Annotated in this window: 24 protein-coding genes and 1 pseudogene; 7 read left to right on the top strand and 18 right to left on the bottom strand. The window is 58.6% G+C overall.

From position 1 onward, the window contains the following. Window positions 1-99: 99 nt before the first annotated feature. Entirely contained in the window at window positions 100-315 is a 216-nt protein-coding gene (locus ACQKP2_RS06000) for a hypothetical protein (protein ID WP_427575164.1), read from the bottom strand. A 250-nt stretch (window positions 316-565) separates the two neighbouring features. Next, window positions 566-742, bottom strand: coding sequence for a DUF6026 family protein (locus ACQKP2_RS05995; RefSeq protein WP_427575163.1), 177 nt, complete (start codon window positions 740-742; stop codon window positions 566-568). A 271-nt stretch (window positions 743-1,013) separates the two neighbouring features. Here ACQKP2_RS05995 and gnd point away from each other — a divergent pair, with 271 nt between their 5' ends. Next, complete coding sequence (gene gnd / locus ACQKP2_RS05990; protein WP_427575162.1) at window positions 1,014-1,994, top strand: phosphogluconate dehydrogenase (NAD(+)-dependent, decarboxylating); 981 nt, start codon at window positions 1,014-1,016, stop codon at window positions 1,992-1,994. Continuing rightward, window positions 1,991-3,514: a glucose-6-phosphate dehydrogenase gene (zwf, locus tag ACQKP2_RS05985; protein WP_427575161.1), complete on the top strand. Its 1,524-nt coding sequence runs from the start codon at window positions 1,991-1,993 to the stop codon at window positions 3,512-3,514. Before gnd ends, zwf begins: the two co-directional genes overlap by 4 nt. A gap of 126 nt (window positions 3,515-3,640) precedes the next feature. Here the strand turns inward: zwf and nhaB are convergent, their stop codons facing one another. The 3 genes from nhaB to ACQKP2_RS05970 all read right to left on the bottom strand — a co-directional run bounded on the left by nhaB (window position 3,641) and on the right by ACQKP2_RS05970 (window position 7,061). Continuing rightward, a complete protein-coding gene (gene nhaB, locus ACQKP2_RS05980; RefSeq protein WP_427575159.1) occupies window positions 3,641-5,143 on the bottom strand; it encodes a sodium/proton antiporter NhaB in 1,503 nt (500 codons plus the stop codon). Between the two features lie 73 nt (window positions 5,144-5,216). Next, entirely contained in the window at window positions 5,217-6,506 is a 1,290-nt protein-coding gene (locus ACQKP2_RS05975; RefSeq protein WP_427575157.1) for a hypothetical protein, read from the bottom strand. A gap of 288 nt (window positions 6,507-6,794) precedes the next feature. After that, a complete protein-coding gene (locus ACQKP2_RS05970; RefSeq protein ID WP_427575156.1) occupies window positions 6,795-7,061 on the bottom strand; it encodes a hypothetical protein in 267 nt (88 codons plus the stop codon). 343 nt (window positions 7,062-7,404) lie between these two features. Here ACQKP2_RS05970 and ACQKP2_RS05965 point away from each other — a divergent pair, with 343 nt between their 5' ends. Beyond that, window positions 7,405-8,730 carry a sigma 54-interacting transcriptional regulator gene (locus ACQKP2_RS05965; protein ID WP_427575155.1) on the top strand — a complete coding sequence of 442 codons (1,326 nt, stop codon included), beginning with the start codon at window positions 7,405-7,407 and terminating at the stop codon, window positions 8,728-8,730. 70 nt (window positions 8,731-8,800) lie between these two features. Here the strand turns inward: ACQKP2_RS05965 and ACQKP2_RS05960 are convergent, their stop codons facing one another. The 9 genes from ACQKP2_RS05960 to ACQKP2_RS05920 form a co-directional block, all read right to left on the bottom strand. Then, window positions 8,801-10,081 carry a hypothetical protein gene (locus ACQKP2_RS05960; protein WP_427575153.1) on the bottom strand — a complete coding sequence of 427 codons (1,281 nt, stop codon included), beginning with the start codon at window positions 10,079-10,081 and terminating at the stop codon, window positions 8,801-8,803. 45 nt (window positions 10,082-10,126) lie between these two features. Next, window positions 10,127-10,879 (bottom strand): hypothetical protein, encoded by a 753-nt coding sequence (locus ACQKP2_RS05955; RefSeq protein ID WP_427575152.1) that lies wholly within the window; start codon window positions 10,877-10,879, stop codon window positions 10,127-10,129. 33 nt (window positions 10,880-10,912) lie between these two features. After that, window positions 10,913-11,593 (bottom strand): C39 family peptidase, encoded by a 681-nt coding sequence (locus tag ACQKP2_RS05950; protein ID WP_427575151.1) that lies wholly within the window; start codon window positions 11,591-11,593, stop codon window positions 10,913-10,915. A gap of 61 nt (window positions 11,594-11,654) precedes the next feature. Continuing rightward, window positions 11,655-12,950, bottom strand: coding sequence for a heme utilization protein (locus ACQKP2_RS05945; RefSeq protein WP_427575149.1), 1,296 nt, complete (start codon window positions 12,948-12,950; stop codon window positions 11,655-11,657). A gap of 51 nt (window positions 12,951-13,001) precedes the next feature. Then, window positions 13,002-13,574, bottom strand: a complete 573-nt coding sequence (locus ACQKP2_RS05940; RefSeq protein ID WP_427575148.1) for an adhesin — start codon at window positions 13,572-13,574, stop codon at window positions 13,002-13,004. Window position 13,575: 1 nt separating this feature from the next. Further along, entirely contained in the window at window positions 13,576-14,016 is a 441-nt protein-coding gene (locus tag ACQKP2_RS05935) for a hypothetical protein (protein WP_427575147.1), read from the bottom strand. 330 nt (window positions 14,017-14,346) lie between these two features. Continuing rightward, entirely contained in the window at window positions 14,347-14,871 is a 525-nt protein-coding gene (locus ACQKP2_RS05930; RefSeq protein WP_427575145.1) for an AAA family ATPase, read from the bottom strand. Then, window positions 14,868-15,431, bottom strand: coding sequence for a nicotinamide riboside transporter PnuC (pnuC, locus tag ACQKP2_RS05925; RefSeq protein WP_427575143.1), 564 nt, complete (start codon window positions 15,429-15,431; stop codon window positions 14,868-14,870). Before pnuC ends, ACQKP2_RS05930 begins: the two co-directional genes overlap by 4 nt. Window positions 15,432-15,563: 132 nt before the next feature. Beyond that, entirely contained in the window at window positions 15,564-17,198 is a 1,635-nt protein-coding gene (locus ACQKP2_RS05920) for a methyl-accepting chemotaxis protein (RefSeq protein ID WP_427575141.1), read from the bottom strand. 264 nt (window positions 17,199-17,462) lie between these two features. Here ACQKP2_RS05920 and ACQKP2_RS05915 point away from each other — a divergent pair, with 264 nt between their 5' ends. Both ACQKP2_RS05915 and ACQKP2_RS05910 read left to right on the top strand, forming a co-directional pair. Further along, entirely contained in the window at window positions 17,463-18,293 is an 831-nt protein-coding gene (locus ACQKP2_RS05915) for an undecaprenyl-diphosphate phosphatase (RefSeq protein WP_427575140.1), read from the top strand. Next, window positions 18,290-18,718: a DUF1294 domain-containing protein gene (locus ACQKP2_RS05910; RefSeq protein WP_427575138.1), complete on the top strand. Its 429-nt coding sequence runs from the start codon at window positions 18,290-18,292 to the stop codon at window positions 18,716-18,718. Before ACQKP2_RS05915 ends, ACQKP2_RS05910 begins: the two co-directional genes overlap by 4 nt. A gap of 29 nt (window positions 18,719-18,747) precedes the next feature. Here ACQKP2_RS05910 and ACQKP2_RS05905 read toward each other — a convergent pair whose 3' ends face one another. Then, window positions 18,748-19,107 (bottom strand): MmcQ/YjbR family DNA-binding protein, encoded by a 360-nt coding sequence (locus ACQKP2_RS05905; RefSeq protein WP_427575137.1) that lies wholly within the window; start codon window positions 19,105-19,107, stop codon window positions 18,748-18,750. Continuing rightward, window positions 19,104-20,012, bottom strand: coding sequence for a LysR substrate-binding domain-containing protein (locus ACQKP2_RS05900; protein WP_427575135.1), 909 nt, complete (start codon window positions 20,010-20,012; stop codon window positions 19,104-19,106). The genes ACQKP2_RS05905 and ACQKP2_RS05900 overlap by 4 nt, the downstream gene beginning before the upstream one ends. Before the next feature lie 131 nt (window positions 20,013-20,143). On the opposite strand from ACQKP2_RS05900, the gene ACQKP2_RS05895 reads away from it, so the two are divergent. Further along, window positions 20,144-20,755 carry an FMN-dependent NADH-azoreductase gene (locus tag ACQKP2_RS05895; RefSeq protein ID WP_427575133.1) on the top strand — a complete coding sequence of 204 codons (612 nt, stop codon included), beginning with the start codon at window positions 20,144-20,146 and terminating at the stop codon, window positions 20,753-20,755. Window positions 20,756-20,923: 168 nt separating this feature from the next. Continuing rightward, window positions 20,924-21,961: an alpha/beta hydrolase family protein gene (locus tag ACQKP2_RS05890; RefSeq protein ID WP_427575131.1), complete on the top strand. Its 1,038-nt coding sequence runs from the start codon at window positions 20,924-20,926 to the stop codon at window positions 21,959-21,961. Window positions 21,962-21,975: 14 nt separating this feature from the next. Here ACQKP2_RS05890 and ACQKP2_RS05885 read toward each other — a convergent pair whose 3' ends face one another. Then, a complete protein-coding gene (locus tag ACQKP2_RS05885) occupies window positions 21,976-23,193 on the bottom strand; it encodes an MFS transporter (RefSeq protein ID WP_427575129.1) in 1,218 nt (405 codons plus the stop codon). Window positions 23,194-23,372: 179 nt separating this feature from the next. Beyond that, window positions 23,373-23,960, bottom strand: a pseudogene (locus tag ACQKP2_RS05880) (ATP-binding cassette domain-containing protein); the annotation flags it as partial. Window positions 23,961-24,017 lie beyond the last annotated feature (57 nt).

Genomic DNA, 24,017 nt, shown 5'->3' with positions numbered 1-24,017 from the left:
CGAGCTTGCTCGCTCCTACAGAAGGCGCAAAAAAGGGCGCCTATCAGGGCGCCCAACAGTAATCTCTGACTGAAGAGCAAACAGTCAGAGGTGCAACAATCATTTGGGTCTGTAGGACTCGGTCATTTGCGCGGTCTGATCGTCCGGAACCCGCAGTTCGTTCGTCTGGCTTTGCGTGGTATTGCCCAGCGCCAGTTGCTGGTTGTAGCGCAAGGTTTCGTAGTAGTACCTCATGCGTTCCGCCCCCCCTTCGGCAAAGGCGCCGGCGGAGCCCAGCGTCGTGACGAGGGCGAGGAGCAGCGTAATGCGCTTCATGGTGTGCCTCCCACTTACAGGTGTCGGATGCCATTCGTCCATGAGTCAATGAATCGAAGTCGAGCGCTCATTATCCGCCGATTCCGGCAATTGGGAATGAACAGTCGATACAGGTTCAGGAGGTGTTGGCACTACTGACGAGCGAAGGTCACGCAATGGCGTTGATGTTCAGTCGTTGAATGACCGCAATGGGCCAAGGACTTGAAGGCATGGGAAGCAGCACAGAACTGCTTCCGGGGTGCGAAGGTCTTCAGGCGTGAGGGGCGCGCTGGGTCACAGGCAAGGGTTGTTGTCCCTGAATCAACTGACGCAGTTGAGCCAGTTCCTGCTTCAACTGATCGCGTTCGTCCTTGAGTTGACGCAGTTCATCGCGACGGATCGTGACGTAAAGGGTTTGTGCTGGCAGTGCGGTGTGTACTGTGCCCATTGCTCACCTCGCAAATGGCGTGTCTCAACGTAGAGCCGCCGAAAATCAGCGGCAGAACTACTATCGGCGCCAATTTTGATTTCTTTTGCCCGTGAAGGGAACTTTTTTATTTTTCGTGGTCGTTGTGTCTTCGCCGCGATTGCCGACGTTATCAGTCAGGATCGGGCACAATGCCCGGAAACTTCATGCCAACGCTCTGGACTAACCTCAGTGAGTCGCGTTGGGCTATAACCTTTGACACACTTTTATTTGTAGTAGGGAGCATCAGCACATGCAACTCGGGATTATTGGACTGGGCCGCATGGGCGGCAATATTGCGCGGCGCCTGATGCTCAACGGACATACCACCGTTGTGTACGACCGTAATACCGCCTTCGTCGACGCCTTGAGCGAAGCGGGCGCCACCGGCGTTGCCGATTTGCCGGCGCTGGTCGCCGGCCTGGCCAAACCGCGAGCGGTGTGGGTCATGCTGCCGGCAGGCGCACCGACCGAAGACACCATCGACACCTTGAGCACCTTGCTCGACGCCGGCGATACCATCATCGACGGCGGCAACACCTTCTATAAGGACGATATCCGTCGGGCGAAAACCCTGGCCGAAAAGGGCCTGCATTACATCGACGTCGGCACCTCCGGCGGCGTCTGGGGCCTGGAGCGCGGCTACTGCATGATGATCGGTGGCGATACCCAGACCGTTAAGCGTCTGGACCCGCTGTTCGAAAGCCTGGCCCCGGGCCTGGGCGACATCCCGCGCACCAGGGACCGCAAATCCGATGACGACCGTGCCGAGCGCGGTTACATCCACGCAGGCCCCGCAGGCGCCGGCCACTTCGTCAAGATGATTCACAACGGCATTGAGTACGGAATGATGCAGGCCTTCGCCGAAGGTTTCGACATTCTCAAGACCAAATCCAGCACTAACCTGCCGGAGGATCAGCGTTTCGACCTCAATGTGGCCGACATCGCCGAAGTCTGGCGCCGTGGCAGCGTGGTGTCCTCGTGGCTGCTCGACCTGACCGCCGACGCACTGGCCAAGGATCCGAAACTCGACGCCTTCTCCGGTGAAGTGGCCGACAGCGGTGAAGGCCGCTGGACCATCGAAGCGGCCATGGAGCAAGCAGTGCCGGTGCCGGTGTTGTCGAACTCGCTGTTCTCTCGCTACCGTTCACGCGGGCAAGGCACGTTTGGCGACAAGATTCTTTCGGCCCAGCGCTTCGGCTTCGGCGGCCATGTGGAGACACCGAAAAAATGACCCATGCGATCCGCAGAAAATCCAAGGCTGATCCCGCGCCACCGACAACGCTGTTTCTGTTTGGCGCTCACGGTGACCTGGTCAAGCGCCTGCTGATGCCGGCGCTCTATAACCTCAAGCGCGACGGTTTACTGGGAGATGGACTGCGGATCGTCGGCGTTGACCACAACGCCATCAGCGATGAGGGCTTTGCGCAAAAACTCGAGGACTTCATTCGCAACGAGGTGGGCAGCAAGGTCGGCAAGGGCAATCAGTCTCTTGATCCATCATTGTGGGCCAACCTCGCCAAAGGTATCAGCTACGTCCAGGGAGATTTCCTGGACGACAGCACCTATCAAGCGCTGGCAGCGAAAATTGCTGCCAGCGGCACGGGCAATGCGGTGTTCTACCTGGCCACCGCGCCGCGCTTTTTCAGCGAAGTGACGCGCCGTCTCGGTGCGGCAGGATTGCTGGAGGAGAGCCCCGACGCATTCCGAAGAGTGGTGATCGAAAAGCCTTTCGGCTCAGACCTGGCCACTGCCGAAGCGTTGAACGCATGCCTGCTCAAGGTCATGAGCGAAAAGCAGATCTACCGCATCGACCACTATCTGGGCAAGGAAACGGTACAGAACATTCTGGTCAGCCGCTTCTCCAACAGCCTGTTCGAGGCTTTCTGGAACAATCACTACATCGACCATGTACAGATCACCGCCGCCGAAACCGTCGGGGTGGAAACCCGTGGCAGCTTCTACGAGCACACCGGTGCCTTGAGAGACATGGTGCCCAATCATCTGTTCCAGTTGCTGGCAATGGTCGCGATGGAGCCGCCGGCCGCTTTTGGCGCCGATGCGGTTCGCGGCGAGAAAGCCAAGGTTGTCGGGGCCATTCGCCCCTGGACGACCGAGGAGGCCCTGGTCAACTCGGTGCGCGGCCAATACACCGCAGGCCAGATCGATGGCAAGCCACTGCCCGGTTATCGAGAAGAAGACAAGGTCGCCGCCGACAGCAACACCGAAACCTATGTCGCGCTTAAGGTCATGATCGATAACTGGCGTTGGGTCGGCGTACCGTTCTACCTGCGTACCGGCAAGCGCATGAGTGTGCGCGACACCGAGATCGTCATCTGCTTCAAACCGGCGCCGTACGCGCAATTTCGCGATACGGAAGTCGACGAACTGCAGCCGACTTACCTGCGTATCCAGATTCAGCCCAATGAAGGCATGTGGTTCGATTTGTTGGCCAAGCGGCCGGGCCAGACCCTGAAAATGGACAACATCGAGCTGGGGTTCGCCTATAAGGATTTCTTTGAAATGCAGCCGTCCACCGGCTATGAAACCCTTATCTACGATTGCCTGACGGGCGATCAGACGCTGTTCCAGCGTGCCGACAATATCGAAAACGGTTGGCGCGCGGTGCAGCCGTTCCTCGATGCCTGGCAACAGGACGCCACGGTGCAGCCCTATGCCGCAGGCGAAAACGGACCGCAAGCCGCCCAGGAGCTGCTGGCTCGCGACGGCCGCGTCTGGCATGGCCTCGGATAAACGACACCACCTCCTGTAGGAGCGAGCAAGCTCGCGATGGTCGTTAACGATCACACTGGCTGTCTGATGCCCCGCGGTGTCTGGTCCTCCATCGCGAGCATGCTCGCTCCTACAGGGGGGACGGTTCTACAGCCAGAAGCTCACTGCATACCAACCCAGCACACCCATCACCAGGGTATACGGCAGCGCCATCCATACCATGCGCCCGTACGACAACCGTATCAGCGGTGCTATCGCCGAAGTGAGCAGGAACAGGAAGGCCGCCTGGCCGTTAGGCGTTGCCACGCTTGGCAGGTTGGTGCCGGTGTTGATGGCAATGGCCAGGGTTTCGAAATGCTCGCCAGTCATCTCGCCTGAAAGAAAGGCGCGTTTGACTTCCGTGATGTAGATGGTCGCCACGAACACGTTGTCGCTGATGGCAGACAGCAAACCGTTGGCGATGTACAACATGCCCGGCTGCCGGTCGGCGGGCAGCGCCAGGACCCACTTGATCAGTGGCGTGAACAGTTGCTGGTCCTGAATGACCGCCACCACGGCGAAAAACACCACCAGCAAGGCCGTGAACGGCATCGCGTCCTTGAAGGCCGTACCCAGACGGTGTTCATCGGTGATGCCGGTGAGGGCGGTAATCAACACAATCACCATCAAACCGATCAAGCCCACTTCCGCCACATGAAACGCCAGTGCGCCGATCAGGACCAGGGCCGCCAGTCCCTGCACAATGAGTGCTGCCCGTTCACGAGCGGTACGTTCGGCTTTGTCCTGTGCGGCGTAGCCGGCCAGCACGCCGCGTACGTTGTCCGGCAGCAGCGTGCCATAACCGAACCAGCGTAATTTTTCGAGCAGGACGCAGGTCACCAGGCCTGCCACCAATACGGGCAGCGATACCGGCGCGATCTTCAGGAAGAATTCGGAGAAGTGCCAGCCCATCTCATGGCCGATCAGCAGGTTCTGCGGCTCGCCGACCAACGTACACACACCGCCCAGCGCCGTGCCCACGGCGCCATGCATCAGCAAGCTGCGCAGAAAAGCGCGGAATTGATCGAGGTCTTCGTGATGGAGCGTGGGCAGGTTCCGGTCGTCGTTGAATTCGCTGTCCTGGCGAGGATCGGTACCCGAAGCCACACGGTGATACACCGAGTAAAAACCGACGGCTGCGCTGATGATCACCGCGGTGACGGTCAAGGCATCGAGAAACGCCGACAGAAACGCCGACAGAAAACAGAACATCAACCCCAACAGTGCCTTGGAGCGCACGCCCAGTAACAGGCGGGAGAAAAGGAACAGCAGCAGGTCTTTCATGAAGTGGATACCGGCCACCATGAACATCAGCAGCAGGATCACCGGAAAGTTATGCGCCAGTTCATCATAAAGCGCCTGGGGCGAAGTCATTTTCAGCAGCAGTGCTTCGAGCAGCAATAGCCCCCCTGGCATCAACGGATAGCATTTGAGTGCCATGGCCAGGGTAAAGATGAACTCCAGCACCAAAAGCCAGCCTGCCGCCATCGGACCTGCGGTCCATAGCAACAAGGCGTTGATAATCAGAAAGGTGACAATACAGACTTTGTACCAGCGAGGTGAGTTGCCGAGAAAATTATGCGCGAACGCCTGGGCCATGGAACCGGACATCGGCCACTCCTTGTTTTAAGAAGCGCGCAAGTTGCCGTAAGTGCAAGTGAAGATCAAGGATCGGCAACTAGGATCAGCCCAGATAACGCAAGACCATCGCCCGGTAGTTTCCGTCGAGTGAATAACCACCGACCACGATGTTTCCGTCGGTTTGAACGGCCACTGAAGTTGCCGTATCGAGACTGTGGCCAATCCGGGTGCGAACCCATCCGGCTCCCTCGCCAAAGTTACGATCAAGTTGCCCATCGGACCGATAACGACCAAGAATAAAGTCGGCTTCGATTCCCCCGATGGTCGCGCCGGCGGTCACCACGCTGCCATCTGGCTGTGCCTGGGCAGCCGTCCACTGGCAGCCGCTGCGGCCGATCTCCAGCAACTGTGCCTGTCCGTCGTTACAGTGCTTGTCCGGACGGCCATTGATATGAAGTTTCAAGGAAAGGCAGTGCATGGGATCGCGGCTGCTGCCAAAGCACTGCAGGTCACCGTTTCCTTGCTGGACAATCTGGCTGACTTGAACACTGCGCCCATGCGCCTTGAAGCTCATGAAGCCATCCACGGCAAAATGCTCGTCCAGGCTGCCATCGCAGTGATAGCGAGCCAGCAGGCCTTCCTCGGGAAAGTTGATCGAGCCACCGACCATGATCCGGCCATCGCTCTGCACTTTTACACTGTTGAGCCAGGTGTTCATCAGCAAGTGCCTGACGACAACAAAGCCGCGACCGTTGAAGGTGTTGTCCAGCTCGCCATCGCTATCGAGCCGTATGAGCATGCCGGCATGATCGGCCAGTTCGAAGTGGTGGTTGGCCAACAGCACGATTCGACCGTCTTGCTGAATGCTGGCGTCACAGGCTTCAGCCCCCGGCAGTCCGGGAGGCAACCAGCTATCGCGGACCCCATGGGACAGGTTGCCCGGCAAGCGCACCACACGCCGACCGTTATTGCCGAAGCGCCGCACCGGACAGCCCCGGGCGTCGAACAGTGCCAGCGCCGGCAGCGTGCGGTGAGCATTTTCGTAGTGCAGGCCGACCAGCAGGATATGCCCGTCGGGCAGTACATGGACCTTGCCGGCCGTGGCTTCGAAGCCCGATTCGAATTGCCCGATCACGCTGCCTTGGTGACCGAATGCCATATCCGCCGAACCGTCCTCCAGCAATCGCGCCAGGCCAAAGCGGCTGCCATCGAGTGTTCCGACCTTGGCTGCCACCAATAACCGACCCTGAGGATCTATTGCGACGCCGTTTGCCATGCTCCAGAGGCTTTCAGCGAAGTACACCTGCGCCATGCCATGTCTGGCGAAAGTGGCATCGAGTTTCCCGGTATTGTGGAGTGGAGTGGGAAAAGACAAGACGGGCTGGATTGACATGCACGCACACCTCCTTGCGAGTCGTCATGATCCATAAGTGGTTGTGGCGACTTTATAAGGAGAATATTCAATCCCTGAATGGCCCGGCGCACAACTGACAGAACTAACAGACGGAGGGTCGTTATGTGCCACAACACTGACTTTGCGAACCATTGAAAAGCCTGCAAAGAATTCAGTCGCGCGAAAGTTAAATTAAATACACATCGAAAGTTGATCGGAGCATGAAAGCCGATTAACTAATGACCCGGGAAGGAGGGCGCGGATTACCCTGGGTAATCCGCAAAACGATCAGTGCGGCATCGACCAGGACTGCAGTGTGTAACCTTCCTGGCTCAACTCCTCCCGGGCTTGTTTGAGCAGGCGCTCGAGCTGCTCAGGATCGGTGTAGGCACTGCTCGGTATCTGCTTGCGGCCTATACTGTTGTTGGTCCGGTCGATAACGGTCAGGCTGAGTTCGCCGTTGCCGTCCTGTGGCGCCCAGGCCACGCACTGGAAAGGTTTAAATGCGCGGTCGGCAATCAAAAGAGCTTCGTTGATACGGAGCGGGGCGTTCATGGCATCTTCTCTCTGCGGGCCCAATCAAGTGATGTACCGACGGTTGGGCTTACCGTTCGGCAGGTTACTTGTACTGATGCCCGCAACCGGGGGCCGGGTCACACATAATCAAAAGAAATTTAAAATTTCTTCCCGGGAATAAAGAAAACATCGGCATTGAAAGCTGGGTGAAAGGAAAGAACTCGTTAGGCAACTAACAATACAGTCGCTTATAACTATTTGAGAAACAACCCTATAGTCAAACGATACAAGGCTGCGTCAAATTCTTGCTAATGTTACAGCCAAGTCCGCCAAATGACTGTTTTTAATAAAATTTCATAGAATTTGGCGTCAAGGAACAGCCATGAGCGAAGCACCTGCCTTAAGACGTTTATTAGTGGTGGATCCCTGCGACGACTGCCATCGTCTTTTGCCGGGGTTACGTTCCGTGGGTTGGGACGTGGACAGCTGTTCATTGGAGAACGCCGCCGACCGAACGTGTGATGTCGGCCTGTTGCGCTTGCAGCCCTTCCATCTGGAGCGCCCGGACGCTGTCAAGGAGTTGATCAGCCGCAGCGGAACCGAGTGGATCGCCGTGCTCAATCAGGAAGTCTTGCGACTGCAGAATGTCGGGGACTTTGTTTGCGAATGGTTTTTCGATTTCCATACCTTGCCGTTCGACGTCTCCCGGGTCCAGGTCACGCTGGGTCGGGCGTTCGGAATGGCGCGCCTGCGCGGGCAGGGCACGGTTCACATTGATCAGCCCGAACACGAATTGCTGGGCGATAGCAGGCCGATACGTGAATTGCGCAAGCTGTTGAGCAAACTGGCGCCCACCGAGTCGCCGGTGTTGATTCGCGGTGAAAGCGGGACAGGTAAAGAACTGGTCGCCCGTACGCTGCACCGGCAATCCATGCGCCACAGTAAGCCTTTTGTCGCGATCAACTGCGGTGCGATTCCGGAGCATCTGATCCAGTCCGAACTGTTCGGCCACGAGAAGGGGGCCTTTACGGGGGCCCATCAACGCAAGGTCGGGCGAATCGAAGCGGCAAACGGCGGTACGCTGTTTCTCGACGAGATCGGTGATTTGCCCCTGGAGCTGCAGGCGAATCTGTTGCGTTTCCTCCAGGAAAAGCACATTGAGCGAGTGGGCGGCAGTCAGCCAATTCCCGTGGATGTACGGGTGCTGGCGGCAACCCATGTCGATCTTGAGGCGGCGATCGAGAAGAAGCGCTTTCGCGAAGATTTGTATTATCGGTTGAATGTGTTGCAGGTCGCGACTGCCCCCCTGCGTGAGCGCAATGGCGATCTGTCGATGCTGGCCAACCACTTTTCCCATTTCTACAGCCATGAAACCGGCCGCCGTCCGCGCAGCTTCAGTGAGGACGCCCTGGTTGCCATGGCCAAGCATGACTGGCCGGGGAACGTTCGCGAACTGGCCAACCGGGTGCGTCGTGGGTTGGTGCTGGCCGAAGGCAGGCAAATCGAAGCGCGGGACCTGGGGCTGATCAACCATCAGTCCAGTACGACCCCCATGGGCACCCTGGAAGACTACAAGCAACGTGCAGAGCGCCAGGCCTTGTGCGATGTCCTGAACCGGCACAGCGACAATCTGAGCATCGCCGCCAAGGTGCTGGGCATTTCCCGGCCCACCTTCTACCGTTTGTTGCACAAGCATCAGATACGTTGAACAGCAGGTTTGCCGATGGTTGCAGTCAACAAAAAACCCGCTCAAACGCGGGTTTTTTGTGGGTCGCGGATCAGAAGTAGTAAGGGAATTTCAGACTGAAGGAAAAGTCCGGCGCATCGTCGGTCAGGCCAATGGCCAGGTTGGGAACGATCGTCAGGTTGTCGCTGGCTGCCAGGGTCATGCCGATGTTGAAGTTGGCCGAGTTGTAATCGCTGTTGGTGATCGATTGCCAACCACCATTGTCCGGCTTGATCTTGCTCTTGCGCGCGAACTGATCGGTGAACGAGAAGGACATACTCATTTTCTCGTTCAGGGCGAACGCGATACCGGCACCGACCTGCCACGAATCGCCCAGTTTTACCTTGCCAGGCACCTTGGAGTCGACTTGTGGGCTGATGTCACTGAATGAGTCCTCAAAGTTATAGGTGTACGCCAGGCTGCCGAACAGCACCGCCGGGTCGAAGGTCTTGACCAGCGAGACACCCGGGGTGATCGACCAGACACCGTTGCCGGTCGGCAAGTCCTCGGGGACCGCAAGGTTATCGTTGCCCGGGTCCTGGATCAGCTTGATGCCGTAAGGGTCTTTACCCGTTGGCGCCTTCACGCGCAGTGTGGCGACCGCGTCAGGCAGGCTGGCCGATTCATCGAGGAATTTGTAGGCAATGCCAACGTTCACGTCGCCGATGGTCGGGTCGCGGGTAACGGTGGCGTCCGACGTCACCGGACCGGCACCACCGGCGCCTCCGGAGGAATACGTCGATTCGCGATACACCACGGGGACGTTAATGTCGAATTGCCAGCGCTGCGCCACGTTGTAGCGGCCGGTCAGGTCCAGGGTCCAGTTATCGGCCTTGATTCGGTCGATGTTGATGTTACCGAGGAAAATCGAGTCCAGTGCCAGGAAACCGTTGAGCGTCAGTGCTCGCGTATCGTAGTGCGTATAGGTCATCCCGGTTTCGAAGCTGAATTTGCCGCCGCCAAAAAAGCCGCTGGCTTCGTCGTACAGGTTCGAAACGCTCTGTGCCGGTTCCGAGTCGTCCTTGAGCGACTGCCCATAGGAGCTGCCGGTGGTTCCGGGCGCGCCCTCAGCCACCGTCTGGCCACTTCTGGGCGGTTGGGCGGGGGATTTGGTCAGGCGTTTTGGCGCAGGTGTCGCAGGTGTTTCTTCGACCTGGCGAACGCGCTGTTCAAGTACCATCAGCGCGTTCTGTTGTGCTTCGTAACGCTGTTTGAGCTCCATGAGTTCTTGTTTTAGTGCTTCGACCTGGGGATCCGGTGCTGCATATAGCATTGAGGCCGGGGCCAGACTACTCAGACAAACAAAAGCCTTGAACGTTAAAGATCGATGCATGGGTTAGCCGTCCCTACTGATACGTCTGTTGAGACTGAGCGTAGATCAGAATCCGGAAGTGCGAAGACCTTTGAGCTGGTCCAGGTTTCCGTTCAGGGCCCCGGCAGACGGTACGTTGTTGTTGAGCACGACATTAAGAGACGTGAGGTTTCTGACCACGTTGCTGCCGCCCAGTAAGGTCGTGTTCTGCATGAGCCCACCCTGGGCCAGGCGTTGCACGGTGCTGCCCTGGTTGTTGTTGGCCACGATATTGAGCTGCACGCCCGCACCGGTCGAGGAAACGCTCAGTGTGCCTGCGCCATTGGTGCCGGTCAGTGTCGAGCCTGAGTCCAGCGCCTGGCCCTGCGGTTGCGTTACCGGTGCCTGGCCGCCTTTTGCGACATTGATATCCACGTTGTTGTAGGCCGTGTTGTTGTCACCGGCGGCCCGTACGACCTGAGTGACACCTTCGGTGCTGTTGAGGCCGCTGCCGCCGGTCACGGTACCGGTGCCGATGGCAGACCCTTGCGAACTCGCCGATCCATTGGCTTTTTCGTTGATCATCGACACATAGAACTGTGGCTTGATGGTCGTTTGTTGAATCTGCATCGAGGAGGTGGCGCCGATCACTTCACCATTGGCGTTTTGCCAGGTGCTGGTCATGACCACGCCGAAACTGACGATCCTTCCCGGCATGACAAAGCGGCCTCGCAGGCTCGCCAGTTCCTGATCGTTCAGTTCAATGGGTTTGAGTATTTGTGCCTGGGCCGGCAGGCTGGCGGCCAGGCAAGCCACGACCAGCCAGATTGGAGTCTTCATGAGATGCTCCCGGAGCCTCGTGCTCCCTTGTTATTAGAAGAAGTCGCTTCGGATGAATCCGAAATCCAACAGCTCTGCGTCTTGCACTGGCGCGAAGGCATTGATGCGGTTCTTGGCGGTCAGCGGCATGGGTGGGTCGAGCAACGCATTGGTTTTGTCGTAGCCCTGACCGATGACGGCAAAGATGATGCCGTTCCAGCCTTTGACAAAGTCGTCGACTTTGTAACGTTTATGACCGAGCACCGGATCGCCGATGTACACCCAGTCCTTCTGGACTCTTTGCAAGACCACGAAATGTTTGTAGCCACGGATGTCCATGAGTACGACAACCGGGATTTTGATTTCGCTCAGCGTTTGCGTCGCGACGCGGTAGCCGCGGGCCCGCATGCCGATACTTTCCACGTAGCGTTTCATGTCGAGCATTGAAAAGCCCTGGACACGAACGAGATTCTGATCGGAGTGTTCCAGCATGCCTTCAATGACCTGCTCTTCGTTCACGTCCAGCCAATAGGCCTGGCGCAGGATGGTCGCCAGCGCGGCCGCTCCGCAACTGAAGTCGGTCTTCTGCTGCACCAGGTCTTCGAATTTACGCTCGCGTATGCTCTGGATCGGCTTGTACACGACCGCGCCACCCGGCAGGACGGCAAGCGGCATTTGTGCAGCCTCGCTCACACTGGCAACGCAAAGCAAAAACGCCAAGGCGGTTATGCGCATGGTGAGAAGCCTTCTGGTCAGGTTGAAAAAGGCCCCCGTAAGGGGGCCTCCACAGACAGCCTTAGAACGACTGGTTGGAAATGGCCAGCGAGTTGCTTTGTTGGTTGCCCACACCGGCAGCTACGTTGACACCCAGGTTGCCGCTGCCGCCATTCACCGAGCCACTGAGGGTTGCGGTGTTGGTTACAGGGTTTGCCCAGCCAGTTGGAGTCAGCACTTGATAGGAGTAAGTGTTGCTCAAATCAAATGAACTGCTCTCGCTGTAGCTCTTGTCGACGTCTTTTGTAGAAGAAGACGATTTTGAGCCAGACTTGTCGAACGAGCTGTCATACGACTTATCGAACGAGGAGTCGTACGATTTATCCCACGAAGAGCTCTTCGTTTTGTCGTGCGATTTGTCGATGGATGCGCTGAGCGTTGCATCGACCGATGCATTTACAGTAGTGCTGCGGCTGTGCTCGTGACGGCCGTTATCCCAAGTGACGGTCTTGGAAGCATCCAGCGACGCGTTCAACGAAGCGTCCAGAGAAGCGCTGCTGGTAGAGTGCGATTCCGAGTTTTTGGAGCCACTTGCGTCGAAGTGGTTGGAACCACTTGCGTCGAAGTGATTGGAACCGCTCTTAGCCCATTCGCTGGAAGCGCTCTTGTCGACGTGCAGACTGGAAGACTTGTCGTAGGAAGAGCTGCCGCTGGCGGTTTTGGTAACCGTCAGGGTATCCACGCGATAAGTCCGGTCAGCGGTGTTTTCAACGGTCAGGCCGGGGCTGCTTTGATCAGCCGAAGCAGTGGCTGATGCGCTACCCAGTGGCGCATTGGAGTTGGCAATGGCCATGGTGTTTTTCTGTTGGTTGAGGTCCCCACCAGCAACGTTGATCCCCATGTTGCCGCTGCCGCCATTACCCGAGCCACTCATTACGCCCGAGGCTGTGCTGCCGTAGTTGTAGACCTTGTTATTGTCACTGTATTGCGTGACTTTAGCGGTCGAGTTGGCAGTGCCGAAGACGAAGCTGTTATCCAGGGCAGAGGTGGCGCCAGCGTTGGCGATGGCGGCGGCGTTGTCTTGTTGGTTGCCGTCGCCTGCTGCCACGTTGACACCAACGTTGCCGCTGGCGCCCGACGCAGAACTGCTCATCTCTGCGTTGTTTTGTGTCCCTTCGTTGAGGATGCGGTTGCCGGTGCTGCGCTGGTTGTCCATGGCTTTGGCAGTCGCGTCAACAAGGATCTTTGTTGGAGGAGGGTTGTGGTGACCATTATGGTGATGATGGTCACGACGATCGTTTTGCCCAGCTTGTACAGCAACAGCCATGACCGCAGCAATTGCGAAAACCAGAGGCTTTAATGCCATCGAAGGTTTCATGGTGATTCTCCGTACTTATTTTAGGTTAAGTGTTGTTACTACCTATTTGGGTCAATCCACGACCCGTATGCTGAGGGTGTTGGCCATTCGGTTTCCCACCCCGGCACTCTGATTCAACTGAATCACCCCACGGCTACCGGTGAATGCCTGGTCACTGGTCGTGACCTGGCGATGGCCTGGTGCGGAGTCAGTTGGATCGGAGTTGTTGAGCAGCGCCACGTTCTGTTGCCTGAGGACGCTGTCATCGATGCTTTGCGGCTGTGCGCCGATACTGATACGCATTGCGTTGGCTTGCTGGTTGCTGGCGCCCGCGCTCTGGTTGACACCCAGGGCGCCATTGCCGTGACTGAAGGAGTCGCCCCGAATGCTGGACTGGGCATCAATTCTGGGGTCGACCACGCTGCGCGATCGTTGGCGTATCTGCGTGGTGGCGCTGGCACCATGGCCAACGGCAATGGCCCGGGCGTTGGCCTGTTGCTGCAGGTCGCCGGCAGCCTGGTTGACCGAGAAATTGCCCTGATACTGCGCGCCCGAATTGTCGATATCGGCGTTGTTGATGGCGGGGGGCTGGGCTAAGGAGGAGGTACTGAAGAACATGGCGGCAAGCAGCAGCGTACGATTCATCTTAACGGTCTCCCGTTATGACTTTCAGAGCACCCAGACCTTGCTGGACGCTTGAATTGACCATGTTGGCAATGCCGTTGTTGCCCGAATTTCCCGAACGCCCTGCAGGAATGTTGGAAAGCTGGGTCTGGTTGGTGATGTTGCCGCCCAGGTTGTTGGTGCCTTGTGCGACCAGGCGGCTGATACCCGACCCACTGGCGACACCGGCAAAATCGCCATCGCTCAATTCGTTCGTTTGCGCGAGAACTTGCTTGGACGGGTTGGCATTGACGGTTGTAGGGTTAGGATCGGGAGCCAGCGGTGGAACCGTCGCGTTGCGCGGTTGCACATCTCGCTTGATGATGATGATGCCGTTATCGGCCTGGACAGGCAGGCTGATCGTTGAGCCCAGTGCGCAGCCGATCAACAGGAGGCTATAGATGCTCTTTTTGAATGTCCCCACGGCGGCAATTCCTTCTGTAAGTGGAACGCTGGCCCTTATCAGCGTTGTGAGGTGAGGAGCAGAAGGTGTGCCGTTTTTTGTTTTCCTTTAAGAAACAGCGAGTTGGCCTAATTTGTTGATGGGGAACAAACAAATTTGTAAAGCCGCTGAGACAGACGCATGCAAAAGCGCCGTCCATGCGGGCGGCCATGCTCATCGAGGGCGTTCAGAGGAGGTTGTAACAGTGGCGTTACATTTTTTTGCTGAAATGCTCAAACCGCTCTAACTCGCAGGTTTGAGCGCAGATGAGTGTTTCAGGAATGGACAGGTGCGACAGGAGTATTTCTCCTGTCAGGGCTTGAGCAAGCGTGTAACCGCCTCGAATGCCGCGTCCTTGCGCTGTTTCCAGTCGCCTTGCAGCACCTGGTAAGGCTGCTGGTGCAGCTCAAGCCATTGTCGGCTGGCCTGGAAAAACGCCTGACGTTCTGCCAGTTGCGGTTGGCAACGCTGTCCGTCGTCATGCCAGGGCACGGATTCGGGGCTCAGCAGCAAATGCAGATCGTAGCGCCGTGCCAGCAATGCCTGTTCGATCCATTGCGGACAAGCGTCAAACAACGTACGGCTCCAAAGCATGTTGCTTAAAAGGTGCGTGTCCAGAATCAACAATGCAGGTTGTTCGGCACGCGCCTCGTCCTCCCAGGCAAGCTGGCCATTTGCTATGGATGCAATGTCGTAGTAGCAGGGTAGCCGGGCTTCTCGTTCGATGAAGTGCCGAACGTATTCGCCGACCAATATGCCGCCAAAATTGGCGTGAATCTCGTTCGAAAGCCAGCTTTTGCCGCTGGATTCCGGGCCCGCCAATACCAAAGTCCTCATGGCGCTGGCACCAGGTCGCTGCGCCATGTGCGCCAGCCTTGAATCGCCAGCAGGGTAAACAGGCCATAAAGGGCAGCCGTCAGGTACAGCCCCTTGTACAGGAACAGGCCGACGAAAATGCAGTCCAGGACAATCCACAAGGGCCAGCACTGGACACGCTTTTGCGCCATCCAAAGCTGCGCCACCAGGCTGAATCCGGTGAGCGCCGCATCGAGCCAGGGTTGTGCCGCGTCGGTCCAATGTGTCATGGCGGCACCCAGCAGCAGGCTGCCGATGGCGCCGATGGCCAGCCCCGTCGCAACGGATTGCCCCTGCAGCCGACTCACTTCACGCCCGGATCCTGCATTGCCTGCCCGGGTCCATTGCCACCAGCCGTAGATCTGCAGTGCGGCGTAGACCATTTGCAGCAGCATGTCCGAGTACAGCTTCACCTCGTAAAAGATCCAGCTATATACCAGCACCATCACCAGGCCGATCGGCCAGCACCAGGGGTTCTGTTTGACGGTCAACCAGACGGCAATGACGCCGAGGGTGGCGGCAAACAGTTCAAGCCCTGACATGAAGAGTCCTTGGGGGAAGTCGAAGAGGGGCGGATTGTAGCGGCAGGCGCTGCCGAACAGAACCGGCGTGTGCACCGTAGCGGCCGCCGCGCAAGTCCGGCGGCGGCCGCAGCGTTGAACGCCTGGGAAATCTCAGACCCGGAATGGTTTGAGCAAGGCGTTGACCTGCTCGCTCAACGCCTTGAGCTGCACACTGGCCGCGCTGGACGATTGCGCTGCCAGCGCGGTGCTGTGCGAGAGCCCTGCCGCCTGGGTGACGTTTTGATTGATGTCTTCGACCACATGCGCCTGTTGCAGGGTTGCGCTGGCGATCGATGCATTGAGCCCATTGAGGTTGCGTAACGCCTGGCCGATCGCATTCAGGCTGGCACCGGCCAGGCCGGCTTGTTCGATAGTGAGTTGCGAGGCCCGGCTGCTGTCGCCGATCACTTTGACGGCGGCCTCGGAATGACTCTGCAAGCGTTCGATCATTTCCTGGATTTGCGCGGTGGATTGTTGGGTACGCTGGGCCAGCAGGCGTACTTCATCGGCGACGACGGCAAAACCTCGTCCCTGTTCGCCGGCGCGAGCGGCTTCGATGGCTGCGTTGAGGGCCAGCAGGTTGGTTTGCTCGGCGATGGAGCGAATGACTTCCAGAACGCTGCCGATCTGCGTGCTTTCAGCGGCCAGCGTGCGGATCACCTCGACAGCCTGTTCGATGGTCGAGGACAGGGAGTCGATCTGTTGCAGGCTGCCATCGATATTGATCTGCCCTTGTTGCGCCTGTGCCTCGGCATCGCGCATTTCGCTGGCGGCATGCTCGGCGTTCTTTGCGACATCCTGTACACCGTAGGTCACTTCATTGATCGCGGTGGCAACCAGCTCCATCTGTTGCGACTGCTGCTCACTACGCTGCCGGGCCTGTGTGGCCTCGATGCCCAGTTCGCTGGATGATTGGTCCATGGCACTGGCAGAGACCTGCAGCTGCCCGATGACCTGGCGCAGTTTGTGGGTGAAGGCATTGAAGTGCTGCGCCAATTGCGTGACCTCGTCCCGACCGTGGGTATCGAGGCTTCGGGTCAGGTCGCTTTCGCCGCTGGCGATGTTGGCCATGGCGGTCACGGTTTGCTGAAGCGGCCGGACGATGCTGCGTGCGATCAGGACGACCAGTGCGGCCATGATCAGAGCAATGGCCAGGCCGATCAATGAGGCTTCCCACACCTGAACACGGAACTCGGCTTGCATGTCATCGATGTACACGCCCGAGCCAATCACCCAACCCCAGGGTTCGAACAGCTTGACGTAGGAAGTTTTTTCAACCGGTGCGCTGGCGCCCGGTTTTGGCCAGCGGTAATTGACCATTCCCGCGCCTTTGCTTTTGGCAACGGCAACCATTTCGTTGAATACCGCGAAACCGTCAGGATCGCGGATAGCCGACAGGTTCTGCCCGTCGAGTTTCGGGTTGGCCGGGTGCATGACCATCACGGGTGTCAGGTCGTTGATCCAGAAGTAGTCGTTCTGGTCATAGCGCAGTCCGCGAACGGCGTTCAGGGCCTGCTTTTGTGCGGCCTCGCGGGTGAGGGTGCCGGCGGTTTCAAGGTCATGGAAGTAGGTCAGAATGCCACTGGCCGTCTGCACCACATGTTGGGTTTTCTGTGCCTTGGCTTCGTACAAATCATCGTGTATCTGCTTGAGCATCAGCAGCCCCAAGGCCAGCAGCATCACGACGGCCACGATCAAAATAAGCCACAAACGCCGGCTGATCGACATAGTGCGCAAGCTGTTCATAACACGGTGCTCCGGTTTCTTGTTCTTGTGGTCAGTGATCGCCGGCATCCTGCCAGGTGCGATAGCGCGGCAGCGCGAATCGGACTTGTCTGATAGGCTTTCGGCCCCGTGCGACAAAACCTGAAGCCGACGTGATTTTTCACGGGATTTTCAGGTGACTGAGGGGATCTTGTCCGCGCGGGACTTCGACTACGCTTTTTCGCGATAAACACTTTTTGGAAAACTGACGGGGCATGCGCCGATGCATTGCCTTTTGGGGGATTGATGGATCTTTGGACGGCCTTTCAGGCATTGATTCTTGGGGTTATAGAAGGGCTGACGGAATTCCTGCCGATTTCCAGCACCGGGCACCAGATCATTGTCGCGGACCTGCTCGACTTCGGTGGCGAACGTGCCATGGCGTTCAACATCATCATTCAGCTCGGGGCGATCCTGGCGGTGGTGTGGGAGTTTCGTCGCAAGATCTTCGACGTGGTGATCGGTCTTCCCACCCAGCCCAGCGCTCAACGTTTCACCGTCAATCTGCTGATTGCCTTCTTGCCGGCGGTGGTACTTGGGGTGATTTTCGCCGACCTGATCCACCACTACCTGTTCAACCCGATCACCGTGGCCACCGCCCTGGTCGTTGGCGGCCTCATCATGTTGTGGGCCGAACAGCGCCAGCATCAGGTGCATGCCGAAACGGTCGACGACATCACCTGGAAAGATGCCTTGAAAGTGGGCTTTGCCCAGTGCCTGGCGATGATTCCGGGTACTTCGCGCTCGGGTTCGACGATCATCGGCGGTTTGCTGTTCGGCTTGTCGCGCAAGACCGCAACCGAGTTTTCGTTCTTCCTGGCCATGCCGACCATGGTGGGTGCGGCGGTGTACTCGGGCTACAAATACCACAAGCTTTTCGTTCCGGCCGATTTCCCGGTATTCGCCATCGGCTTCGTCACGGCGTTCATTTTCGCGATGATCGCGGTCAAGGGCTTGCTCAAGTTCATCGCCAGCCACAGTTATGCGGCATTTGCCTGGTATCGCATCGCCTTCGGCCTGCTCATCCTCGCCACCTGGAAGTTCGGTTGGGTCGATTGGAGCGCCGCCACGCCATGATGGATTCCAGCGCGCGCAACAAGCCCGGACGCAAGGCCCGCGTCGAGGTTCGCAATCTTCGGCTGAAGCTGGTGGTGTTTGCGATATTGTGCGCGCTGCCGCTGGCTGGTTCGTTGTGGCTATGGCTGCGTGGGGTGTCGCTGATTCCTCTGGCGGCCTATGGCCTGGCCAGTGCGCTGGCGTTTTTGCTGTACTGGAGTGACAAGCGCAAGGCCCGCGTCGACCAGTGGCGCACACCGGAAAATGTGCTGCATGCGCTGGAGTTCGCCGGCGGTTGGCCGGGGGCCCTGCTGGCGCAACAGGTGCTGCGCCACAAAACCCGCAAGTTGTCCTTTCAACTGGTGTTCTGGTTCATCGTGCTGCTGCATCAGGTGTTCTGGATCGACCAGTTGTTCCTCGGTGCGCAACTGTTCGCCTGGCTCTGATAAAGGCGGGCTCCGCTGAATGAGCCCGCCTAGAGCAGCAGCCCGACCTGGGTGCGCTTGGGTAACTTGCCGACCACCAGTTGGTGCGAGCGGCGTAACAAGTCTTGCAACTCCTGGGTGCCGAGCGGGTAGGGCGTCGACATGATGATCCATTGGGCCCGCGCCAGATAAGGCGCAGGGCCAATACCCGGACGGTCGCAATGGCCGAGAAACAGGTCCTTGTCGACCTTGAACGCCAGGGAATCGCCCCGCAGGCCCTGCAGGGCGAACATTTTGTTCCCGGCTACGGAAAACACCCGTACGCCTCCCCATTTGTAATCTTCCCGCGCACCGGGCAAGGCCAGGCAGAAAGCCGCCACCTGTGCCTCATTCATGCGTCCGTCCTTCATAGCAATCGCTCCCCGCAGGCATTGAATGATTCCACCAGATGGTCGATCCAGGCGCGTACGGCCGGCATCACCCCGCGCCGATGAGGGTAGACCGCTTGCAGCCAACCACCCGGCAGCGACCAGTCGGGCAGCAATTGCACCAAAGAGCCGTTCTGCAATTCCTGCTCGCAATACATCATCGGCAACATGGTGAATCCCAGGCCGGACAAGGTACTGGCCTTGCGCACAATGAAGTCGTCGATACCGAGCCGCGCTTCGAGTGCCAGCTCACAGCTTTTACCCTGCTGATCCAGCAGACGGATGTGCACCAGGCGGTCGGCTTCCAGGGCGCCGAGCACCGGCAGGTTCTTCAGATCGTCGGGGTGGTCGATTTGCCGGCCTTGCAGGAATCCGGGGCTGGCAACCATCAGCATCTGCGCCTGGCGCAAACGCCGGGTGACCAGCAGCGGGTCTTCATCGCCCAGTTCACGTACGCGCAAGGCGACGTCGATACCTTCGGTCACCAGGTCGACCCGGCGATTGAGCAGCATCACTTCCAATTGAACCTGGGGGAAGCGCTCAAGGAAATCGCTGATGACCCCCGGCAGAATCTCATGGGCCAGCCCCACGGGACACGACACCCGCAAGCGTCCACGCGGTTCGCTGGACATGCTGGCAACGGCTTCATCGGCCATTTCGGCTTCCAGCAACATCGCCTGGCAGTGCCGCAGGTAGCGTTCGCCGACGGCTGTCAGCTTCAGCTGGCGAGTGGTGCGTTGCAGCAGGCGCGCGCCCAGACGCTCTTCGAGTTCGGCAATGCGACGCGAAAGGCGTGATTTGGGAATCCCCAATAATCGACCGGCCGCGGCGAATCCACCGGCCTCCACGACTTTGGCGAAGTAATAGAGGTCATTGAGGTCTTGCATGGCGGGGTACTCGATCGTTCTATCAGTGAGACAAACTATCGCATTGTTGCCGGCTAATCAGCCATTGGTTTCGCTTGTAGGATTGTCCCCATCAGATCGCCCTGGCGGCGATCCTCACCTGGAGATCCCATATGAAACTGCTGCATATCGATTCGAGCATTCTTGGTGACAACTCGGCTTCCCGTCAGCTGAGCAGCGAAGTGGTAAAGGCCTGGCAGGCCGCGGAACCCACCGCCTCGGTGACCTACCGTGATCTGGCCGCCGATGCCATCAGCCACTTCTCTTCGACCACCCTGGTTGCAGCAGGTACCACCGCTGAACTGCGCGATGCGGCACAGCAGCACGAAGCCGCGCTGAGCGCATCGACCCTGGCCGAATTCATTGCCGCCGATGCAGTCGTCATCGCCGCCCCGATGTACAACTTCACCATCCCGACCCAATTGAAAGCCTGGATTGACCGCATCGCGGTGGCCGGCCAGACATTCCGTTACACCGAAGCCGGGCCTGAAGGCCTGTGCGGTGGCAAAAAGGTGGTGATCGTTTCGACTTCCGGTGGCATGCATGCCGGCCAGGCAACCGGCGTGGCCCATGAAGAATACTTGAAGGTGCTGTTCGGTTTCCTGGGCATCACCGACATCGAGTTCGTCCGTGCCCAAGGCCTGGCCTACGGTGACGAAGTACGCGTCAAAGCCATGAGCGACGCGCGTACGCAAATCAGCGAGCAACTGTTCGCCGCCGCGTAAGGTTTGCATAAAGACTGACAGCAACGCAGGCAATCCCCAAAAAACTCTGTATTCTGATCACGCAAGTGTCAGATACAGAGTTTTTTGTTTCTGGCTGTTTCTGATGTTGGCCCAGGTTATGCAGTCGATGGCTAACGTCCTCGGTCAAGTAACAGGGTGGGGCATCCCATGATGCGTCTTTGTGCAGCCTTACTGATTTGTCTGTTCAGCAGCCTGAATTCAGTGCACGCCGCCCCTGCGCCGCATCCCCGCTGGAGTGTCGGCTACCACGAGTTGAGTTTTCTTGACCCCCTCGACCTGCAGCCGATGCGTGCCATCGCCTTTTATCCTTCCAGCGAAAAAGAGCATTCCAGCAAACTCGATGACTATACGGTCGAGGCCGGCGAAGACACCAAGGTCGCCATGGGCCGGTTTCCGATGCTGATGCTGTCCCACGGCAACACCGGAACACCATTGGCCCTGCATGACCTGGCCACGTCGTTGGCGCGCAAGGGCTTTGTGGTGGTCGCGGTGATTCATCCGGGCGACAACTCCAAGGATCACAGCCGTCTCGGTACGCTGAGCAATCTTTACGGGCGCCCCATCCAGATTTCCGAAGCCATTACTGCGACCCTGGGCGACCGCATGCTGGCGCCGTACGTCACCGCCGAACAGGTGGGGGTCATCGGATATTCGGCTGGCGGCGAAACGGCATTGATACTTTCCGGTGCGACACCGGACCTGGACCGCTTGCGGCGTTACTGTCAGGAACGTCCGGACGACCGTGACGCCTGTAACACCCAGGGTGAGCTAATCGTCGATCGCGATGATTTGCAGCCGGTGGCCGACCCGCGCGTTCATGCGTTACTGCTGATGGCGCCGCTGAGCCTGAAATTCGGCCGTCATACATTGGCTGACGTGCACGTACCGGTGCTGCTGTACAGCGGCGACGGCGACAAACTGGTGGCCGTCGACAAGAATGCCCAGGCGCTGGCGCGCAAGCTGCCGGTGGCGCCGGACTTCAAGTTGCTGGCCGGGGCAGGGCATTTTGTGTTCATGGCGCCGTGCAATGACGAACAGATCGTCATGATGCCGGCGTTGTGTACCGATGCCGATGGCGTCGACCGCGAAGACATTCACCGCAGCCTGATTTCCGAAGCCGGGCGCTTCTTCTCGCGCACCCTGGGCAAACCCTCGAGGGCAGGCATGCAAACCGCCGATCAGTAGGCCGGGTGTGACGTTCAGCTTGTGCCGAGATGCTGTGCCTGATCCTGGTGATTCGCACGACGCTTGAGCAATAACGTCAACAGCAAACCGCTGACCGAGAGCAGCGCTGCACTGAAGAAAATCCACGAATAGCCCAGGTTCAACGCCACCGCGCCCATCAACGGCCCGGCAATCGCCAGCGCCAGGTCGAAAAACACGGCATAGGCACTCAAACCGGCGCCGCGGCTGGAATTGGGGACCTGCTTGATGGCCTCGACCCCCAGCGCCGGATACACCAGCGACAGCCCGAAGCCGGTCAGGCCGGCACCGATCAAGGCGTAACCCGTCGAAGGCGCAAGCCACAAAAGCGCCAGGCCGACGGTTTCGATGGTCATGCAGGCGATGGCGGAGGTGAACCCGCCGAAGCGGTTGATGCTGGATATGAACAGCAGCCGCGCCAGGATGAAACACACGCCGAACACGGTCAGGCAGTAAGCCGCGCCGCTCCAGCCCCGGTTGAGGTAATACAGGGTAATGAAGGTGGTCAGGGTGCCATAGCCGATGGAAGCCAGGCTCAGGCCGGCGCCGAATGGCGCAATGCGTCCGAAGACCGCCCAGAAGGGCAGGCGCTCACCGCGCACCACCGGTACAGACGGTTTGTTGCGAATCAACACCAGTGCCACCAAGGCCAGGCCCGACAGGGCGATACCCAGGCTGGCAAAGCCCAACCGACCGACCATGATCACCCCAAGCGGTGCGCCTATTGCGATGGCTCCGTAAGAGGCGATGCCGTTCCAGGAAATCGAGCGAGCGGTGTGTTCGGCACCCACCTGGCCCATGCACCAACTGATGGTGCCGACGCCGATCAGGCCTTGGGCGATGCCGAGCAACAAGCGGCCGGCGATCAGAATCAGCAGGCTCAACACAGGGATACCCTGCAGCAGTGTCGACAGCAAGGTCAGCGCGCCACTCAAGACAATCCCCGACAAACCGTAAATGATCGCCCGCTTGGTGCCGACGCTGTCCGACATGCGCCCGGCCATGGGACGGCTGAGCAGGGTGGCAAGGTATTGTGAACCGATGGTCAAGCCGGCGATGACGGCACTGAAACCCAATTGCTCATGCACATAGCCGGGCAGCACGGCAATCGGCAGACCGATGCAGAGGAAGGCGATGAAGGTATAGAAGACGATGGAGACGATCTGCAGAGTGATCGCCATGGAGCTTTGCGTTGGCTGTTGCTGCGCAGACATGAGGGTTCGTTCGCGGACGGCGGTGGGAGACCTGCATGATGGCGTGGCGGGGAAATAAAAGAAAGCAGACTAACGATTAAACATTAAACATTGTAGGAGCGAGCGGTGCGGCGATCCGACTTGCCCGCGAAGGTCTTTGACAACGCCTTCGCCGGCAAGCCTGGCTCCTACAGGTTTAATTAGAACACGACGCCCTGGCTGCGCAGGTAGTCGTCGTAGGTGCCGCTGAAGTCGGTCACTCCGTTGGCGGTCAGCTCGATGATGCGGGTGGCCAGGGAGGATACGAACTCACGGTCGTGGCTGACGAAAATCAGCGTGCCCGGGTAGTTTTCCAGCGCAAGGTTCAACGCTTCAATCGATTCCATGTCCAGGTGGTTGGTCGGTTCGTCCATCACCAGCACGTTGGGCTTTTGCAGGATCAGCTTGCCGAACAGCATACGGCCTTGCTCACCGCCGGAGATGACCTTGACCGACTTGAGGATCTCGTCGTTGGAAAACAGCATGCGACCCAGCGTGCCGCGGATCATCTGTTCGCCCTGGGTCCATTGGCCCATCCAGTCGAACAGGCTGACGTCGTCTTCGAAGTCGTGGGCGTGGTCCTGGGCGTAGTAGCCCAGTTCAGCACTTTCGGTCCACTTGACGGAACCGGCGTCCGGCGTCAGCTCACCCATCAGGGTGCGCAGCAGGGTGGTCTTGCCGATACCGTTGGGGCCGATGATCGCCACGCGCTCGCCGGCTTCGACGGTGAAGCTGAAATTCTTGAACAGGGCCTATCGCTGCCTGGGCACCGGTGAATCGGGATCCGGGCTGGGGCTTTCCATCGT

It is taken from the genome of Pseudomonas sp. NPDC089569 (assembly GCF_050280625.1).
GTDB lineage: Bacteria > Pseudomonadota > Gammaproteobacteria > Pseudomonadales > Pseudomonadaceae > Aquipseudomonas.
The sequence above is the reverse complement of the archived record's forward strand: the minus strand, read 5'-3'. Positions and strand labels throughout refer to the sequence as shown.

What these genes read in the sequence shown, in the direction of transcription:
- ACQKP2_RS05995 (WP_427575163.1), bottom strand. Translation starts at nt 742, where the DNA reads ATGGGCACAGTACACACCGCACTGCCAGCACAAACCCTTTACGTCACG.
- ACQKP2_RS05915 (WP_427575140.1), top strand. Translation starts at nt 17,463, where the DNA reads ATGGATCTTTGGACGGCCTTTCAGGCATTGATTCTTGGGGTTATAGAA.
- ACQKP2_RS05960 (WP_427575153.1), bottom strand. Translation starts at nt 10,081, where the DNA reads ATGCATCGATCTTTAACGTTCAAGGCTTTTGTTTGTCTGAGTAGTCTG.
- zwf (WP_427575161.1), top strand. Translation starts at nt 1,991, where the DNA reads ATGACCCATGCGATCCGCAGAAAATCCAAGGCTGATCCCGCGCCACCG.
- ACQKP2_RS05975 (WP_427575157.1), bottom strand. Translation starts at nt 6,506, where the DNA reads ATGTCAATCCAGCCCGTCTTGTCTTTTCCCACTCCACTCCACAATACC.
- ACQKP2_RS05950 (WP_427575151.1), bottom strand. Translation starts at nt 11,593, where the DNA reads ATGCGCATAACCGCCTTGGCGTTTTTGCTTTGCGTTGCCAGTGTGAGC.
- ACQKP2_RS05890 (WP_427575131.1), top strand. Translation starts at nt 20,924, where the DNA reads ATGATGCGTCTTTGTGCAGCCTTACTGATTTGTCTGTTCAGCAGCCTG.
- pnuC (WP_427575143.1), bottom strand. Translation starts at nt 15,431, where the DNA reads ATGTCAGGGCTTGAACTGTTTGCCGCCACCCTCGGCGTCATTGCCGTC.
- ACQKP2_RS05930 (WP_427575145.1), bottom strand. Translation starts at nt 14,871, where the DNA reads ATGAGGACTTTGGTATTGGCGGGCCCGGAATCCAGCGGCAAAAGCTGG.
- ACQKP2_RS06000 (WP_427575164.1), bottom strand. Translation starts at nt 315, where the DNA reads ATGAAGCGCATTACGCTGCTCCTCGCCCTCGTCACGACGCTGGGCTCC.
- ACQKP2_RS05920 (WP_427575141.1), bottom strand. Translation starts at nt 17,198, where the DNA reads ATGAACAGCTTGCGCACTATGTCGATCAGCCGGCGTTTGTGGCTTATT.
- ACQKP2_RS05965 (WP_427575155.1), top strand. Translation starts at nt 7,405, where the DNA reads ATGAGCGAAGCACCTGCCTTAAGACGTTTATTAGTGGTGGATCCCTGC.
- gnd (WP_427575162.1), top strand. Translation starts at nt 1,014, where the DNA reads ATGCAACTCGGGATTATTGGACTGGGCCGCATGGGCGGCAATATTGCG.
- ACQKP2_RS05900 (WP_427575135.1), bottom strand. Translation starts at nt 20,012, where the DNA reads ATGCAAGACCTCAATGACCTCTATTACTTCGCCAAAGTCGTGGAGGCC.
- ACQKP2_RS05945 (WP_427575149.1), bottom strand. Translation starts at nt 12,950, where the DNA reads ATGAAACCTTCGATGGCATTAAAGCCTCTGGTTTTCGCAATTGCTGCG.
- ACQKP2_RS05895 (WP_427575133.1), top strand. Translation starts at nt 20,144, where the DNA reads ATGAAACTGCTGCATATCGATTCGAGCATTCTTGGTGACAACTCGGCT.
- ACQKP2_RS05910 (WP_427575138.1), top strand. Translation starts at nt 18,290, where the DNA reads ATGATGGATTCCAGCGCGCGCAACAAGCCCGGACGCAAGGCCCGCGTC.
- ACQKP2_RS05905 (WP_427575137.1), bottom strand. Translation starts at nt 19,107, where the DNA reads ATGAAGGACGGACGCATGAATGAGGCACAGGTGGCGGCTTTCTGCCTG.
- ACQKP2_RS05970 (WP_427575156.1), bottom strand. Translation starts at nt 7,061, where the DNA reads ATGAACGCCCCGCTCCGTATCAACGAAGCTCTTTTGATTGCCGACCGC.
- ACQKP2_RS05885 (WP_427575129.1), bottom strand. Translation starts at nt 23,193, where the DNA reads ATGTCTGCGCAGCAACAGCCAACGCAAAGCTCCATGGCGATCACTCTG.
- ACQKP2_RS05955 (WP_427575152.1), bottom strand. Translation starts at nt 10,879, where the DNA reads ATGAAGACTCCAATCTGGCTGGTCGTGGCTTGCCTGGCCGCCAGCCTG.
- nhaB (WP_427575159.1), bottom strand. Translation starts at nt 5,143, where the DNA reads ATGTCCGGTTCCATGGCCCAGGCGTTCGCGCATAATTTTCTCGGCAAC.
- ACQKP2_RS05940 (WP_427575148.1), bottom strand. Translation starts at nt 13,574, where the DNA reads ATGAATCGTACGCTGCTGCTTGCCGCCATGTTCTTCAGTACCTCCTCC.